The sequence below is a fragment of the Massilia genomosp. 1 genome (assembly GCF_011682185.1).
GTDB classification, from domain to species: Bacteria; Pseudomonadota; Gammaproteobacteria; order Burkholderiales; family Burkholderiaceae_D; genus Telluria_A; species Telluria_A rubra.
This window is the reverse complement of the sequence record NZ_WHJF01000050.1, coordinates 20084-35968: the sequence shown is the minus strand read 5'-3', so window position 1 is coordinate 35968 and position 15885 is coordinate 20084. Positions and strand designations below refer to the sequence as shown.

Annotated in this window: 11 protein-coding genes and 1 pseudogene; 6 read left to right on the top strand and 6 right to left on the bottom strand. The window is 66.2% G+C overall.

The genetic code is table 11. The features are described 5' to 3' along the window. Nucleotides 1–11 precede the first annotated feature (11 nt). The 6 genes from F1735_RS18770 (at nt 12) to F1735_RS18745 (ending at nt 9902) form a co-directional block, all read left to right on the top strand. Nucleotides 12–563 (top strand): prepilin-type N-terminal cleavage/methylation domain-containing protein, encoded by a 552-nt coding sequence (locus F1735_RS18770; RefSeq protein ID WP_167238352.1) that lies wholly within the window; start codon nt 12–14, stop codon nt 561–563. Between the two features lie 17 nt (nt 564–580). Then, nucleotides 581–1282 (top strand): histidine phosphatase family protein, encoded by a 702-nt coding sequence (locus F1735_RS18765; protein ID WP_229505850.1) that lies wholly within the window; start codon nt 581–583, stop codon nt 1280–1282. Nucleotides 1283–1772: 490 nt separating this feature from the next. Next, nucleotides 1773–2858, top strand: a complete 1086-nt coding sequence (locus F1735_RS18760) for a phosphotransferase (RefSeq protein ID WP_167238351.1) — start codon at nt 1773–1775, stop codon at nt 2856–2858. Continuing rightward, a complete protein-coding gene (locus F1735_RS18755) occupies nt 2855–4114 on the top strand; it encodes an acyl-CoA dehydrogenase family protein (protein ID WP_167238350.1) in 1260 nt (419 codons plus the stop codon). The genes F1735_RS18760 and F1735_RS18755 overlap by 4 nt, the downstream gene beginning before the upstream one ends. A gap of 305 nt (nt 4115–4419) precedes the next feature. Then, nucleotides 4420–8985 carry a PAS domain-containing protein gene (locus F1735_RS18750; RefSeq protein WP_167238349.1) on the top strand — a complete coding sequence of 1522 codons (4566 nt, stop codon included), beginning with the start codon at nt 4420–4422 and terminating at the stop codon, nt 8983–8985. Continuing rightward, a complete protein-coding gene (locus F1735_RS18745) occupies nt 8982–9902 on the top strand; it encodes a diguanylate cyclase (RefSeq protein WP_167238348.1) in 921 nt (306 codons plus the stop codon). The genes F1735_RS18750 and F1735_RS18745 overlap by 4 nt, the downstream gene beginning before the upstream one ends. A 277-nt stretch (nt 9903–10179) precedes the next feature. On the opposite strand, the pseudogene F1735_RS18740 reads toward F1735_RS18745, so the two are convergent. From F1735_RS18740 to F1735_RS18715, 6 genes and pseudogenes are all read right to left on the bottom strand, one after another. After that, a pseudogene (locus tag F1735_RS18740) lies at nt 10180–10476 on the bottom strand (methyl-accepting chemotaxis protein); the annotation flags it as partial. A 243-nt stretch (nt 10477–10719) separates the two neighbouring features. Further along, a complete protein-coding gene (locus F1735_RS18735; protein WP_167238347.1) occupies nt 10720–12411 on the bottom strand; it encodes a methyl-accepting chemotaxis protein in 1692 nt (563 codons plus the stop codon). A 161-nt stretch (nt 12412–12572) separates the two neighbouring features. Further along, on the bottom strand, nt 12573–13025 hold the full coding sequence (locus tag F1735_RS18730) for a MaoC family dehydratase (protein WP_167238346.1): 453 nt from the start codon (nt 13023–13025) through the stop codon (nt 12573–12575). Continuing rightward, nucleotides 13018–13488: a MaoC family dehydratase gene (locus tag F1735_RS18725; protein WP_167238345.1), complete on the bottom strand. Its 471-nt coding sequence runs from the start codon at nt 13486–13488 to the stop codon at nt 13018–13020. Before F1735_RS18725 ends, F1735_RS18730 begins: the two co-directional genes overlap by 8 nt. Beyond that, a complete protein-coding gene (locus tag F1735_RS18720) occupies nt 13485–14630 on the bottom strand; it encodes an acyl-CoA dehydrogenase family protein (protein ID WP_167238344.1) in 1146 nt (381 codons plus the stop codon). Before F1735_RS18720 ends, F1735_RS18725 begins: the two co-directional genes overlap by 4 nt. Nucleotides 14631–14640: 10 nt before the next feature. Next, complete coding sequence (locus F1735_RS18715; protein ID WP_167238343.1) at nt 14641–15831, bottom strand: acyl-CoA dehydrogenase family protein; 1191 nt, start codon at nt 15829–15831, stop codon at nt 14641–14643. Nucleotides 15832–15885 lie beyond the last annotated feature (54 nt).

The following is a 15885-nucleotide window of genomic DNA, read 5'->3' as shown; positions in this document are numbered from 1 at the left end:
GAGAGAATGCCATGCAACGACAACAAGGCTTTACCCTCGTCGAAATCGCCATCGTGCTGGTGATCATCGGCTTGCTGCTTGGCGGCGTGCTCAAGGGCCAGGGGCTGATCGACAGCGCCAAGGTCAAGAACATCATCCAGCAATCGAATTCGCTGTCGGCGGCGGTGAACGCCTACCAGGATAAATTTCGCGCGCTGCCGGGCGACGACGTGCTGGCCACCACCCATGTGGCGGGCGCGACAGCGAATGGCAATGGCGACGGCCAGATCACCGAATACCTGTCGGCGCCGCAGCACCTGGCCTTGTCCGGCTTCATTACCGGCGCCTACAACGGCAGCACCGACTTCATGACCAGCGCCCAGGGCGGCGCGGTGTACATCTACAACGACGCCGTGGGCGGACGCAGCGGCAACGGTTTGCGCTTCGACAACCTGCCCGACTCCTTCGCCCAGCAGCTCGACAGCAAGCTCGACGACGGCGTCGCCAGCACCGGCGCCGTGCGCGCGACCGCCCCGTACACCAACACCGGCAGCATCGTCACCCGCACCGCCTTGTTTTTCTGACCCTACCGCAAGGACCCATGTTTCCTACCTCCCAGCGCCGGCGCGTGTACTTGATGCGCCATGGCAGCGTTACCTATTTCGACGCCGGCGGCAAGCCCTTCCTTCCCGAAACCGTAGCACTCAACGAGCAAGGCTGCGCCCAGGCCAGTGCCGCCGGGCATGCCTTTGCCGCCGAAGGCATCCACTTCGACCGGGTGATCGTCTCCGGCCTGCCGCGCACGGTTGAAACGGCCACGCGCGTGCTCGCGGCGACGGGACAAGGGATAGACATCGACATCTGGCCGGAGTTCGAAGAAATTCGCGGCGGGCGGCTCTCGACCATTGCCGATGCCGATCTCAAGGAAGCGTTCACGGGGGCGTTCGAAGGCATGGTTGGTGAAGACAAGCGCTTTTTGGGAGGCGAATCGGTTGGCCAGCTGATGGACCGGATCCACCCGGCGGTGACGCGTTTGCGCGGCCAGGACGACTGGGGCACGGTGCTGCTGGTGCTGCACGGGGGCGTGAACTGTGCGATTTTATCGTTGGCGCTGACGGGGCAGCGCATATTCCTGGGCGGGCTATCGCAAACGGCCGGCTGCATCAACGCGCTCGACGTCGGTGAAGCCGAGGGCGACTGGGTAGTCCGTTTCGTCAACTACTCCCCGCCGGCCCCGCTGCAAACGAGCACCCGCAGCACCACGATGGAACAACTGTACGAGCAATACCGCCTTTCTCGCTGACTGTGACATCAGCAACACCCCTCAACCGGGGTCAGAGCTTTAACTTGAAACATTTCTCAATTGCGGTCAGACCCTAATGGCGTTAAGTTAAGCGGCTTTCTGGCCACAAGCCTAAAAACCGTCTTTCCCGCCTGCGCGGGAAAGACGGAGCTTAAGTTAACGCCATTAAGGTCAGACCCCGGTTGTAGGGGTTGTGGAAGATATCGCGGGAAATTGGCGAAGGATTGCAGTAGGAATTCGCCTCAGGGCACTCTTGCGCGCGTCGCCTTCCCTCTCAAAAGACGTCAATCCTTAACCAAAAAAATGTCCTCATAGCAACCAGGGGTCTGACCTCTGATTCGCAATATTTCTTCGACTTTTCACGTTTTATCGCTACCTGTGCAACTATTGCTAATTAATGCTCTGACCCCGGTTGTAGGAAAAGCAGAAATTAGTACGATCGTTCTATTCATGAGCTAGAATAGATCTCACCTAACCAGCAGGAGACATGATGTTCGAGGAAATGATGGGGACCAAGCCGGTCTCGGAGCGCCAGAAATTCGACGTCGATGCCCTCGACGCTTATCTGCGCGCGCATGTGCAGGGCTATCCCGGCGGCCCGCTGGAGGTCGTGCAGTTCAAGGGCGGCCAGTCCAATCCCACCTTCAAGATCAGCGCCGGCGGCCAGCATTATGTGTTGCGCACCAAGCCCGGCCCGGCCGCCAAGCTGTTGCCGTCCGCTCACGCCATCGAGCGCGAATTTCGCGTCATGGATGCCTTGCAGAAAGCCGGCTTTCCCGCCGCCCGCCAGTACGCGCTGTGCATCGACGAGTCGGTCATCGGGCGCGCCTTCTATGTCATGGAATTCGTCGACGGCCGCGTGCTGTGGGACCAGTCCCTGCCCGGCATGACGCCAGCCGAACGCGGCGCCATCTACGACGAATTGAACCGTGTCATCGCCACCCTGCACACAGTCGACTACGCCGCCATCGGGCTGGCCGACTACGGCAAGCCCGGCAACTATTTCGTGCGCCAGATCGAACGCTGGACACGCCAGTACCAGGCCTCGGTCACCGAGCCCATCGAGGCCATGGACCAGCTGATCGCCTGGCTGCCGCATCACATTCCGCCAGGCGACGATACGGCCATCGTGCATGGCGACTTCCGCCTCGACAATATGATCTTCCACCCGACCGAGCCGCGCATCCTCGCTGTGCTCGACTGGGAACTGTCGACCCTGGGCCATCCGGCGGCGGATTTTTCCTACCATTGCATGAGCTGGCACATCGCACCCGGCCAGTTCCGCGGCATCGCCGGACTCGACCTGGACGCACTCGGCATTCCCACCCAGGAAGCCTACATCGCCGCGTACGCGGCGCGCACCGGCAAGATCATCCGCATCGAGGATTTCAATTTTTACCTGGCCTACAATATGTTCCGCCTGGCCGGCATCATGCAGGGCATCATGAAACGCTACGTCGACGGCACCGCGTCGAGTGCCCAGGCCCTCGAGAATGGCAAGGCCGCCCGCCCGATGGCCGAACTCGGTTGGCAGTATGCGCAGCGCGCCATTTCTCTTTCCAAGGAAAACCAATGAACTTCGATTACTCCGACCGCTGCAAAGCATTGCAGGCGCGCCTGCTCGCCTTCATGGACCAGCACGTTTATCCGAACGAAAACGCCTTCAGGCAGGAAGTCGACAATAACGGCACCCAGAAGGGCAACCGCTGGATTCCAACCGCGTTGATCGAGCGGCTCAAGCCGCTGGCGCGCGAACAGGGCCTGTGGAATCTGTTCCTGCCGAAATCGGTGCGCGCGCCGGAAGGATTGTCGAACCTCGACTACGCGCCGCTGTGCGAAATCATGGGCCGGGTCGGCTGGGCGCCGGAAGTGTTCAACTGCGCCGCGCCCGACACGGGCAATATGGAAACGATCGAACGCTACGGCAGCGAAGAACACAAGCACACCTGGCTCGAACCCTTGCTGCGCGGCGATATCCGCTCGGCCTTCGCCATGACCGAACCGGCCGTGGCCTCGTCGGACGCGACCAATATCGAAACCCGCATCGAACGAGACGGCGGCGACTATGTGATCAATGGGCGCAAGTGGTGGATTTCGGGCGCGGGCGATCCGCGCTGCAAGATCTTCATCGTCATGGGCAAGACCGACCCGCTAGCGGCGCGCCATGCCCAGCAATCGATGATCCTCGTTCCCGCCGACACACCCGGCATCACCATCGTCCGCCCGCTGCCGGTGTTCGGTTACGACGACGCCCCGCACGGCCACTGCGAAATCCTGTTCGAGAACGTGTACGTGCCAGCCTCCTCCCTCTTGCTGGGCGAGGGGCGCGGCTTCGAAATCGCCCAGGGCCGCCTGGGACCGGGCCGTATCCACCATTGCATGCGCGCCATCGGCGTGGCCGAGCGCGCGCTGGAGCTGATGTGCCTGCGCCTGAACAGCCGCGTTGCTTTCGGTAAAAAGATATCCGAGCAGGGGGTGTGGCGCGAGCGCATCGCCGAGTCGCGCATCCAGATCGACACGGCGCGCCTGCTGACGCTCAAGACCGCGGCGTTGATGGATACTGTAGGCAACAAGCACGCCCAGGCGGAAATCGCCATGATCAAGGTACTGGCGCCGAACGTGGCCCAGCAGGTGCTGGACTGGGCGATCCAGGCGCATGGCGCGGCCGGCGTGTCGGACGAGTTCCCGCTGGCCTACCAATGGGCCGGCAACCGCACCCTGCGCCTGGCCGACGGGCCGGACGAAGTACATCGCAACGCCATCGCCAAGATCGAACTGGCCAAGCATGTCAAGCTGGGCGAAGACCTGGCGCTGCCGATCACCCGCTCCTGAACCGCCGCCAGCGCGCCAGCAACAGCTCTTGACCGTTTCTCAACCGGGGCCTGACCCTAATGGCGTTAAGTTAAGCGGCTTTCTGGCCACAAACCTAAAAACCGTCTTTCCCGCGCAGGCGGGAAAGACGGAGCTTAAGTTAACGCCATGAAGGTCAGACCCCGGTTCAGTGTTGCTGGCCGATATGGCAAGTGCAAAGCCGCGCACGACTGGCGTAAAGTGCTTTGAAGAAAACGCCTGCTCGGCTACCATCGTTCCCAGAGCGGTGCGTGGCGCCGCGTTTGATGCGACGAAAGGTGCGGGCAGTGTCGTTTTCATCGCGTCCCCCCCTCCCCTCGATCCGCTCGAAGACCGCCACCCTGGTCCTCGCCTGCGCCGTGCCGACCCTGGTCGGCTTTGCCGCCCTGTCCTACGATTCCTTCCGGCGCGAACGGGCCGACCTGCTGGGCGATGCCGAACGGCTGGCGCAAAACGTGCTCATGGCCGTCGAGCGCGATCTCGATGCCGGCGAAACCGCCGCCCGCGCGCTGGCCAGCTCGCCCAGCCTGACCCGCGCCGACCTGGCCGAGTTCCACCACCAGGCGCGCTCGATCCTCGGCCCCGAGTTCCCCGGCGACGCCTTCGTGCTGAGCGACCTCGATGGCAAGCCCCTGCTCAACACCCGCGTCGCCCACGGCCTGCCCCTGCCGCCCAACGGCAACGCCGAGACCATCCGCCAGGTGGCCCGCAGCGGCCAGGCCGCCACCTCGGACCTGTACCGCGCCAGCCCCAGCGCCCCCTACACCGTGTCGGTCGAGGTGCCGGTGCGGCGCCAGGGCGAGGTGGTGTACGTGCTGTCGGCCCAGTTGCGCCCGGAGCGCTTTAACCAGTTGCTGGCCGAGCAGCGCCTGCCGCCGCGCTGGAACGCGCAGGTGTTCGACCGGCGCGACATCTTTGTCGCGCGCAGCATCGCCCCCGACAAATTCATCGGCTCGCCGGCCCGTCCCGAAATGGCCGCGCTGGCGCGGCGCGCCAACGCCGGCACGCTCGAACTGACCGCGCGCGAGGGCCACCGCGTCATCTCCAGCCTGCAGCGCTCTCCCAAGCGCGGCTGGTACGCCACCGTGGCCCTGCCGCGCGACGCCGCCTACGACGACATGCGCGAGGCCCTGGCCAGCATGTTCCTCAGCGTGGCCGCGCTGCTGGTGGTCGGTTTCGCCGCCGCCTGGACCATCGGCGGCGTGATCGGGCGCTCGGTGCGCTCGCTGTGCGCGCCGGCGGCGGCGCTCGGGCGCGGCGAGCCGATGGTGCTGCCGCCGATGCGGATCCGCGAAGTGGCCGAGGTGGCCGGCGCCCTCATGCACATGGACGGCGAGCTGCAACGCTACCGCAACAACCTCGAAACCCTGGTCGCCGGGCGCACCGGCGAACTGCAACGCGCCAACGCCCTGCTCGAAACGGTCTACGCGACCGCGCCGGTTGGCCTGGCCCTGCTCGATACCGACCTGCGCGTGGTCATGGTCAACGACTACCTGGCCGCCATCAATGCGATCCCGGTGGCCGATCACCTGGGGCGCACCCTGCCCGAGTTGCTCGGGCCCCTAGGCGAGCAGTACGAGCAGGCCTACCGCCAGGTGCGCGATACCGGCCTGCCGATCCAGTCGGTGCATGAATCGCGCTCGGTGCCCGGCTCGCCCGATGTGGAGAGCCACTGGGTGGTCAGCTACCATCCGGTGTTCGGGGCCGACCACGCGCTGGTCGGCATCAGCGCCGTGGTGCTCGATGTGAGCGAACGCAAGCTGCTGTCGGAGCGCCTGCGCGACGTCAACGAGCAGTTCCGCGCGCTGTACGAAATGTCGGGCGACGCCCATATGCTGATCGCCCAGGGCGCCGGTTTCATCGGCGGCAACCAGGCCGCCGTGCGCATCTTCGGCTGCACCGGCATCGAGCAATTCCTGACCCTGTCGCTGGCCACCACCTCGCCCGAATTCCAGCCCGACGGACGGCGCTCGGCCGACAAGGCCGAACAGTTCATCCGCTACGCGATCGAGACCGGCAGCCATCACTTCGAGTGGCTGCACATGCGCCGCGACGGCGCCCTGTTCAACGCCGATGTGCTGCTCACCAGCGTCAACATCGGCGGCAAGGGCATCTTGCAGTCGACCGTGCGCGATATCAGCGAGCGCGTGGCCGCCGAAAAAGCGCTGCGCGCCACCAGCGAACGCCTGGAGCAGAGCGAGCGCTTCATCCGCACCGTCACCGACAACGTGCCCGGCATGGTCGCCTACTGGGATGCGGAGCTGCGCTGCCAGTTCGCCAACCGCCTGTACCTGGAGCTGTGCGGGCGCAGCGCCTTTGAGATGACTGGCGCCAGCATGGACGATGTGCTCGGACCCGACACCATGGCCGACATCGCTCCCCACCTGCGCGAGGTCCTGGCCGGCAAGGCCACCCACTTCGCGCGCGAGCTCACTTCGGCCTCCGGCGAGCTGCGCCACACCTGGGCCAACTATATCCCCGACTTCGATGAGGATGGCGCGGTGCGCGGCTTTTACGTACTGATCTCCGACGTGTCGGAACTGAAACGCACCGAGTTGCGCCAGCAGTCGCTCAACGAGCAGTTGATCGGCGCGCTGGAACGGGCCGAATCGGCCAGCAGCGCGAAAAGCGAGTTCCTGGCCAATATGAGCCACGAAATCCGCACGCCGATGAACGCCATCATGGGCCTGGCGCGCCTGCTCGAAGAAAGTTCGCTGGAACGGCGCGAGCGCAGTTATGTCGCCAAGATCAAGATGTCGACCCGCTCGCTGATGGGCATCCTCTCCGACGTGCTCGATTTTTCCAAGATCGAGACGGGCCAGCTGGCGCTGGAAGCGGCGCCTTTCAGGCTGTGCCAGGTCCTCGACAGCATGTCGGTGCTGTTGTCGGCCAACGCCTGGGGCAAGGGCGTGGAGCTGGTGTACGCGGTGGCGCCCGATGTGCCGCTGTCGGTGGTGGGCGACGCGCTGCGCCTCGAGCAGGTGCTGCTGAACCTGATCGGCAATGCGATCAAGTTCACCGACCAGGGCGAAGTGGTGTTGTCGATTACCCGCCGCGGCGAGGACGACGGCGTGCTGGTGCTCGACTTTTCGGTGCGCGACAGCGGCATCGGCATCGCGATTGAACAGCAGGAGCACATGTTCGACGCCTTCTCGCAGGGCGACAGCTCGACCAGCCGCAAATACGGCGGGACCGGCCTGGGACTGGCGATCTGCCGCCGCCTGGTCGGCCTGATGGGCGGCGCCCTGGGCGTGCGCAGCGAACTTGGCGCCGGGGCCGAGCTGTATTTCGATGCGGCCTTCGGCGTGGCCGCCCCCGACGACGCGGCCGTGCTGCCCGAGTTGCCCGACTTGCCGGGCGGCGCCGTCCTGTCGGTGCTGGTGGTGGACGACAACCGCAGCGCGCGCGCCGCCATCGCACAGATGTGCGCCGGCGTCGGCTGGCGCGTCGAGAGCGCCGCCAGCGGCGCCGAGGCGCTCGAACGCTTGCGCGTGTCCAGCCGCGCCGGCGCGCCCTTCGACCTGATGTTCCTCGATACGGCGATGGCGGAACTGGACGGCATCGCCGTGTTGACCTACGCGCGCGCCGATCCGGCCATCGCCATGCCGCGCTGCGCGCTGATGGTGGCCGAGAGCGCGCGCGAGCAGCTGGTCGGCCTGCAGGATGACCTCAAGCTCGACGCCATCCTCAGTAAACCGGTGACGCGGCTGGCGCTGATGGCGGCGGCGCTCGAACTGCAGACCGGGAAGGCAGCCCCCGACGCGAACGCCGAAACGCCGCTGGCCGGGCGCCTGAAGGGCATGTACGTACTGCTGGTCGAGGACAACCCGATCAACCAGGAGGTGGCCAAATACATCTTGCTGCACGCCGGCGCCGCGGTCGATATCGCGGGCAACGGGCGCATCGCGGTGAGCATGCTGGCCGACGCCCCCAGTCGCTACGACGCAGTGCTGATGGATATCCAGATGCCGGTAATGAACGGTTACGAGGCGGCCGAAGCGATCCGGCGCATGGGCATCGCGGCGCTGCCGATCATCGCGATGAGCGCCAACGCGATGGAGGAAGACCGCCGCCACGCGATCGCGGCCGGCATGAACGCCCATGTGGCCAAGCCGATCGATGTGGACGACATGGTCGATACCCTGATCCGGGTGTGCGCGCGCAACGAGTTGCGCGATGCCGGCCAGGACGCGGGCACCCCCGCGGCGGCGCCCGGCGACGGCCACGCGCCCCGCGCCACGGCGCCCGGCGGCGCGCCGCGCATCGACATCCCCGGCATCGACCTGGCATCGACCTTGCCGCGTTTCGGTGGTCATCTCGACAATTTTGTGACCTTGTTCAAGCGTTTCGAGAGTTCCCAAGGGGAGACCCTGGACGAGGTGCGCGCGCTGCTGCGCGGCGAGCGGCGCCAGGAAGCGATCCAGCTGGTACACCGCTTGCGCGGCGTGGCGGCCAACCTGGGGGCGAGCGAGCTGGCGGCGCTGGCGTTCGATTTTGAACAAGCCTTGCGCAGCGCCGGCAGCGCCGAGCTGACGGTGCGCCTGGGCGCCCTCGACAAGGCGCTGCAGGCGGTGTTCGAGACGGCGCGCGCCCTGCCCGCGCCGGCCACCGCCGGCGTACGGCCCGGGACACAAGACCCCGCACAACTCGACGCGGCGCTGGCGGAACTGCTTGGTTTGCTTCAGAATAACAACCTGAAGGCGATGTCGGCTTTCGACGCCCTGCGTCCGGCACTGGACGCGACCCTGGCCCCGGCCGTGGTGGGCGCGCTGGGCGACGCCGTTGCCACGCTCGGTTTTGCCAACGCCGCGCTGCAGGTGCAAGAGATTTTGAAGCGAAGGGACCATGCATGAGTTGGACCGATATGGCAAGGAACGGACGGATCCTGATCGTCGACGACGCGATGGAAAACATCCAGATCCTGCACCAGGCCTTGCAGGACGAGCACGAGGTGGTGTTTGCGATGAACGGCGCCAAGGCGATGCATATCGCCCAGACCCAGCGTCCCGACCTGATCCTGCTCGACGCGATGATGCCCGACATGGACGGCTACGCGGTGTGCCGGGCCTTGCGCGAGTCGGGCGCGACACGCGATATCCCGATCATTTTTGTCACCGCCCTCAAGACGCCCGAGGATGAAACGCGCGCGCTGGAAGCCGGCGCGGCCGACTTCATCACCAAGCCGGTCAACGCGGCGGTGGTGCGGGCGCGGGTGCGCACGCAGCTGACCGTCAAGCGCCAGAGCGACGCGCTGCGCGAGCTGACCCTGACCGACGGCCTGACCGGGGTCGCCAACCGGCGCGGCTTCGACGAGGCGATGGATACCGAATGGCGGCGCTGCGCGCGCGCCAAGACGCCGCTGGCGCTGATCATCGCCGACATCGACCATTTCAAGGCGTACAACGACGCCTACGGACACCAGGCCGGCGACGACAGCCTGGTGCGGGTGGGCGCGGCGATGCGGCGCGCGGCGGCGCGCCCGCAGGACCTGGTGGCGCGCTATGGCGGCGAGGAGTTCGTCATTTTGCTGCCGCAGGAAGACAAGCGCGGCGCCGAGGTGGTGGCCAGGAAGCTGCTCGACGAAATCGCCCAGCTGGCCATCCCGCACGAAAAATCGGGCGCGTCGCCGTGGCTGACCCTGAGCATGGGCGTGGCCAGCCTGATGCCGGCCGACGGCTTGAGCACCGGCGGCCTGATAAAAACAGCCGATGCGCTGCTGTACCAGGCCAAGGCGGGTGGGCGCAACCGGTATTGCTTGCAGGCCGATTAGGCGCCAAGCCCGCCGCCGCTGCCTCAGAGGTTGAGAGTTTTTCGGGCGTGCCCGAGCAGCGCGCCAGAGAGTGGCCGAGCTAGGCGCAAAGCACAGCCATAGCTCGGGCTATGGCGAGCATTTGCAACGACGCGCGGGCGCTTTCCGGCGTGATGAGCGGGCATGATCGAAAGACTCTCAGCCTCTCAGGCCAAGGTCAGGCGTTCCAGCGGCGCCCTCCCCTTGGCATTGGCGCTGGCCATCCCCGGCGCCGGCCCGCGCCCGCCTGATCCTGCAAGGCCGCCGCCGCCGAGCGCTGCGCCAGGTTGCGCACCTCGCTGGCAACGACCGCAAAGCCGCGCCCCTGCTCGCCGGCGCGCGCCGCTTCCACCGCCGCATTCAACGCCAGGATATTGGTCTGGAACGCGATCGATTCGATCACGCCGATGATGTCGACAATCTTGCGCGACGATTGCTTGATCGCCCCCATCGTCTCGACCACCTGCGCCACCACGGCCGCGCCCTGCTGCGCCACCCGCGACGCCGCCATGGCCAGCTGCTTGGCCTGGCGCGCATTGTCGGCATTGCGCTTGACGGCGCGGTGAGGGAACGCGTGATCAACCAGCCGGACAAGGCGCCGGTCACCAGCGCGGGCAGGGTCTGGTCCAGCATGGTGGCCACGGCCGCATCGCGCTCCTGCGCGGCGAGGCGCTTGCCGACGGCGCCGAACGAGGCCACATAGGCCGCACGCTGCACCTTGATTTGCGCCAGCAGGTCGCGCCCTTCGGCGCCGCTGGCCAAGATCAAGGAAATCGATCTTCGCGGCCAGCAAGCTGTTTCAGTACTCTTCCCAGTCGTCCGGGCCGGCGGCGGCCACTTCACGCGTGCGTCCGACGGCCGGGGCGACCGCTCGCGTGGCGCTTTCCCCCGGCCCGCGTGTCGACAGCGCGCGCTGCGCGGGCCGGGCGCCGGTTTGCTCGGCGCCGGCCGGCAGCTTGAACACGCTGACCACGCCCGCCAGCGTTCCGGCCTGGTCCTGCAGCGCACCGGCGGCGGCGGCGGCTTGCTCGACCAGCGCGGCGTTTTGCTGCGTCACCTCGTCCATCTGCGTGATCGCCTGGTTGATCTGCTCGATGCCGGCCGTCTGCTCCACGCTCGCCGCCGTGATCTCGCCCATCATGTCGGCCACGCTCTTGATGCTCGTGACAATCGCCTGCATCGTCGTTCCGGCGCGGTCGACCAGCTCACTGCCCTGGGCCACCTTCTCCACCGAATCGTCGATCAGCATCTTGATTTCCTTGGCCGCCGCCGCCGAGCGCTGCGCCAGGTTGCGCACTTCGCTGGCGACGACCGCAAAGCCGCGCCCCTGCTCGCCGGCGCGCGCCGCCTCCACGGCGGCATTGAGCGCGAGGATATTGGTCTGGAACGCGATCGATTCGATCACGCTGATGATCTCGACGATCTTGCGCGACGATGCATTGATCGACCCCATGGTGTCGACCACCTGCGCCACCACCGAACCGCCCTGCACCGCCACGTGCGAGGCCGAAATGGCCAGCTGGTTGGCCTGGCGCGCATTGTCGGCATTCTGCTTGACGGTCGAGGTGAGTTCTTCCATCGACGACGCGGTCTCCTCCAGCGAGCTCGCTTGCTGCTCGGTGCGCGCCGACAAATCCATGTTCCCGCTGGCGATCTGGCTCGACGCGGTGGCAATCGCATCGGTCCCGTTGCGCACCTGGTTGACGATATTGCGCAGTCCCGCGTTCATCTCGCCCAGGGCCGCGAGCAGTTGCCCGGTCTCGCTGGACGAACCGGGCGCGATCGAGGCGCTCAGGTCGCCCGCCGCCACCGTCCTGGCCACCCGCACCGCGTCATTGATCGGCAGCGTGATCGAGCGCGTGATCGACCAACCGGCCAGCACCCCGATCACCAGCGCCGCCGCGCCCTGCCACAGCATCAGGCTGCGCGCGCTGGCGATGCTGCGGCCTACGTCGTCACTGGCCGCTTCGACCAGCCGCTTTTGCAAGGCGCCCAGGTCGCTGATCGAGGTTTGCAGGACGTCGAGCGCCGGCAGGCCCTCGGTGCGCATCAGGGCGGCCGCGTCATCGCGCTTGCCTTCGGCCATCAGCTTGTCGACGCGCGAATACGCGCCCACATAGACGGCCCGCTCGCGCGTGACCCGCTCCAGCAGATCGCGCCCTTCGCGCGACTCGACCAGTTTGTCGAGCGTCGCCAGCGCGGCGACGATCGACTTTTTGTTCACTTCGATGCGGGCGCGGATATTGGCCAGTTGCGCAGGATCGGTGACGATGAACAGTTCGAGCGTGCGGCGCGCATTGGCGCGCGTGCCGACATTGATCTCGTTGGCGGCCTCGGCCTTGACCCATTCGTGGTCGACCATGCGCCGGGTGCTGGCGCCGGCGCTGTTGAGCAGGGTGATGCCGGTGGCGATCAGGGCCGCCATCAACAGCAAAACGAGGCCGAAACCGGCCCCCAGACGAACACCGATCTTCAAGTTCGCAATTTTCATCCGTACTCCTGGCTGACGACCGTACGACGACAGGCTACCCGTCAGCTCATACTAGTCTCATCGGGCGCGCCATGCGGCCAGGATTGCCCCATGATTCCTGCTAGGTGCGATGGCAAGGGCGGTGGTGTAGGCGCGGCCGGGCGGCCCCGCCGGGTGCGGCATCAGTAGCGCCGGACCAGCAGTTCGGCCACGCAGACCGGCTTGGCGCCGCCCTCGCGCTCGACGATGACGCTCCATTCGAGCTGGGCGCCGCCGTCGATCGGCTCGACCCGCTGCAGCGTCAGGCGCGCGCGCACGCGGCTGCCGACCGGCACGGGGGCCGGAAAGCGCACCTTGTTCAAGCCATAGTTGACCACCATCCTGGCGTCGACCATGCGCAGCGCCCGGTCGAACAGGCCGGAAATGAGCGACAGGGTCAGGAAGCCATGCGCGACCGGGCCGCCGAAAGGCGACTCGCGCGCGCAGCGTTCCAGGTCGACATGGATCCACTGGTCGTCGTCGGTGGCGTCGGCGAACTGGTTCACGCGTTGCTGGGTGATCTCGACCCAGTCCGACACCGCCAGTTCCTGCCCCACCAGCGCCTGCATCTCGGCCAGGCTGGAAAATTCACGCATTGCCCGCCTCCTGCGGGCGACGCCCGAACATGCCCATGCCTTCGATGGTGCATGCCACCTCGCCGTGCTGGTTGACGGCCTGCCACGTCGACCAGACCACGCCACGATCGGGACGCGAGAGCGATGGCTTGAGCTGCGTGGTGATGTAGCTGACCGTCAGCGTGTCGCCGGCGCGCACCGGTTGCAGCCAGCGCACCTTGTCCAGGCCCGGCGAACCCATGCTCGACGAAGCGCCCAGCACACTGTCGACCACCATGCGCATCATCATGCTGCAGGTGTGCCAGCCGCTGGCGATCACGCTGCCGAAGATGGACGCCGCGGCCGCGTCATGGTCGACGTGGAAGGGCTGCGGGTCGAACTGGGTGGCGAAGGCGATGATTTCTTCCTCGCTCACAGTGCGGCTGCCCACGGCAATCTCCTGGCCGACGAAAAAGTCCTCGAAATACCATGTGTTCTTCTTCATGCCATGGCGCCCGTCGCAAAACCCGGCTGCGCGATGAAGCGCTGCAGGTGGTGGTCGGAGTCGCCCAGCGACAGCTCGATCATGGTCAGGCGCTTGAAGTGGTGCGCGGCCGCCAGTTCGTCGGTCACGCCCATGCCGCCGTGCAGCTGGACCGCCTGCTGGCCGACGAACCTGAGCGCCTGGCCGACGCGGAACTTGGCCGCCGAAACGGTGCGGCGGCGTTCTTCCACGTCGGAAGAGGCCAGGCGCACCGCGGCCAGCAGCGCCATCGAGCGCGCCTGCTCCAGGTGGATGTACATGTCGGCCATGCGGTGCTGCAGCGCCTGGAACTTGCCGATCGGCGCGCCGAACTGGGTGCGCGTCTTGAGGTAGTCGAGCGTGGCGGCGAAGATCGCTTCCATCGCCCCCAGCGCTTCGGCGCACAGCAAGCCGGCGCCGTAATCGGCGCCGGCGTCGAGCAAGTCCCAGCCCTGGCCCTCGACGCCGATCAGGCTACCAGGCGGCACCTGGACGTTGGCGAAAGTGACGTCGGCGGCGCGCTGGCCGTCGAGGGTGCGATAATCGCGCACGGTCACACCAGGCGCGTCGAGCGGCACCACGAACAGCGACACGCCATCCGCGCCGCGTTGTTCGCCGCCGCTGCGCGCCGAGACAATCAGGCTGCCGGCCTGGCCGCCATGCACCACCACGCTCTTGTGGCCATTGAGGAGGTAGCCGCCGGCGTTGGCGACGGCGCTGGTGGCGATGTCCAACAGGTCATGGCGCGCCTGTTTCTCGGCCAGCGCGCAGGCCAGTTTGAGTTCGCCGCCGGCCACTTGCGCCAGCAGCTCGGGATGCTGGCCGCCCAGCGCCAGGAAATGCGCACCGAGCACGGTGGCGAAATACGGTTCGACCACCAGGCCGCGCCCGAGCTCCTGCATGACGACGAACATGTCGACCGCCGTGCCGTTGAAACCGCCCTGCTCTTCCGGCACCGGCAGCGCCAGCATGCCCAGTTCGGCCAGCGCGGCCCACGCGGCGTCCGAGGTGCCGGCGCTTGAATGAACGATTTTCTTGCGCGCCTCGAAGCTGTAGTCCTTGCTCACCCAGCGCTTGAGGGCATCGGCGAAGGCCAGCTGTTCTTCCTTGAAGTTGAAATCCATGTTCAGTCCCTCACAGGCCCAGGATCATCTGGGTGATGATATTGCGTTGAATCTCGTTCGAGCCGCCATAGATGGAGGTCTTGCGGAGATTGAAGTAGTGCGCGGCCAGCGGCGCGGCGTCGTCATCGTCGAACACGCTGTGCGGCGTTTCCGATTCGAGGTAGGCGGCATCGAACGGCAGCGCCATCGGGCCGACCGCTTCGACCATCAGTTCCGTGAGCGTCTGCTGGATTTCGGTGCCGCGCACCTTGAGCACCGACGCTTCCGGTCCGGGCGCCTTGTGCTCCTGCGCCAGCACGCGCATGACGGTCATCTCGAGCGCCATCAGTTCGATCTCGAGCGTGGCTACCTTGGCGGCGAACAGCGGGTCCGCGATCAGCGGCTTGCCGTTCTTGTTGCGCGTGGCGGACAAGCGCTTGAGCGAAGCCAGTTCGCGCTTCGAGCGGCCGACGGCGGCAATCCCGGTGCGTTCGTGCCCGAGCAGGTATTTGGCGTAGGTCCAGCCCTTGTTCTCCTTGCCGACCAGGTTCCGCACCGGCACGTACACGTTATCGAAGAACACTTCGTTCACTTCGTGGTCTTCGTCGAGCATGATGATCGGACGGACCGTCACGCCGGGGCTGTGCATGTCGATCAGCAAAAAAGAAATGCCTTCCTGTTTGCGCACGCCGCTGTCGGTGCGCACCAGGCAGAAGATCATGTCGGCATGCTGGGCCAGGGTGGTCCAGGTTTTCTGGCCGTTGACGACATAAAAGTCGCCATCGCGTTCGGCGGTCGTCTTGAGCGATGCCAGGTCGGAGCCGGCGCCCGGTTCCGAGTAGCCCTGGCACCACCAGTCTTCGCACGAGAGGATGCGCGGCAGGAAGTGGGCTTTTTGTTCGTCGCTGCCGAAGGCCATGATGACCGGGGCGACCATGTTCACGCCGAAGGGCAGGATCGGCGGGGTGCCGGCGCGCGCGCATTCGTCATCCCAGATGTGGCGCTGCACGGCGCTCCAGCCAGGGCCGCCGGATTCGGCCGGCCAGCCCGGCGCCACCCAGCCTTGCGCGGCCAGGATGCGGTGCCAGCGCACGTAATCGTCCTTCGCCAGGCGCAGGTGCTTGCGCACCTTTTGCTGCAGGTCGGCCGGCAGATTGGCGTCGAGAAAGGCGCGCGCCTGGTCGCGGAACGCCAGGTCCTCGCTCGTATAGTTCAGGTCCATACAGTCTCCTTTGTTATTATCGTCCAAAAAATAGCACGACCGTTCACAATGATT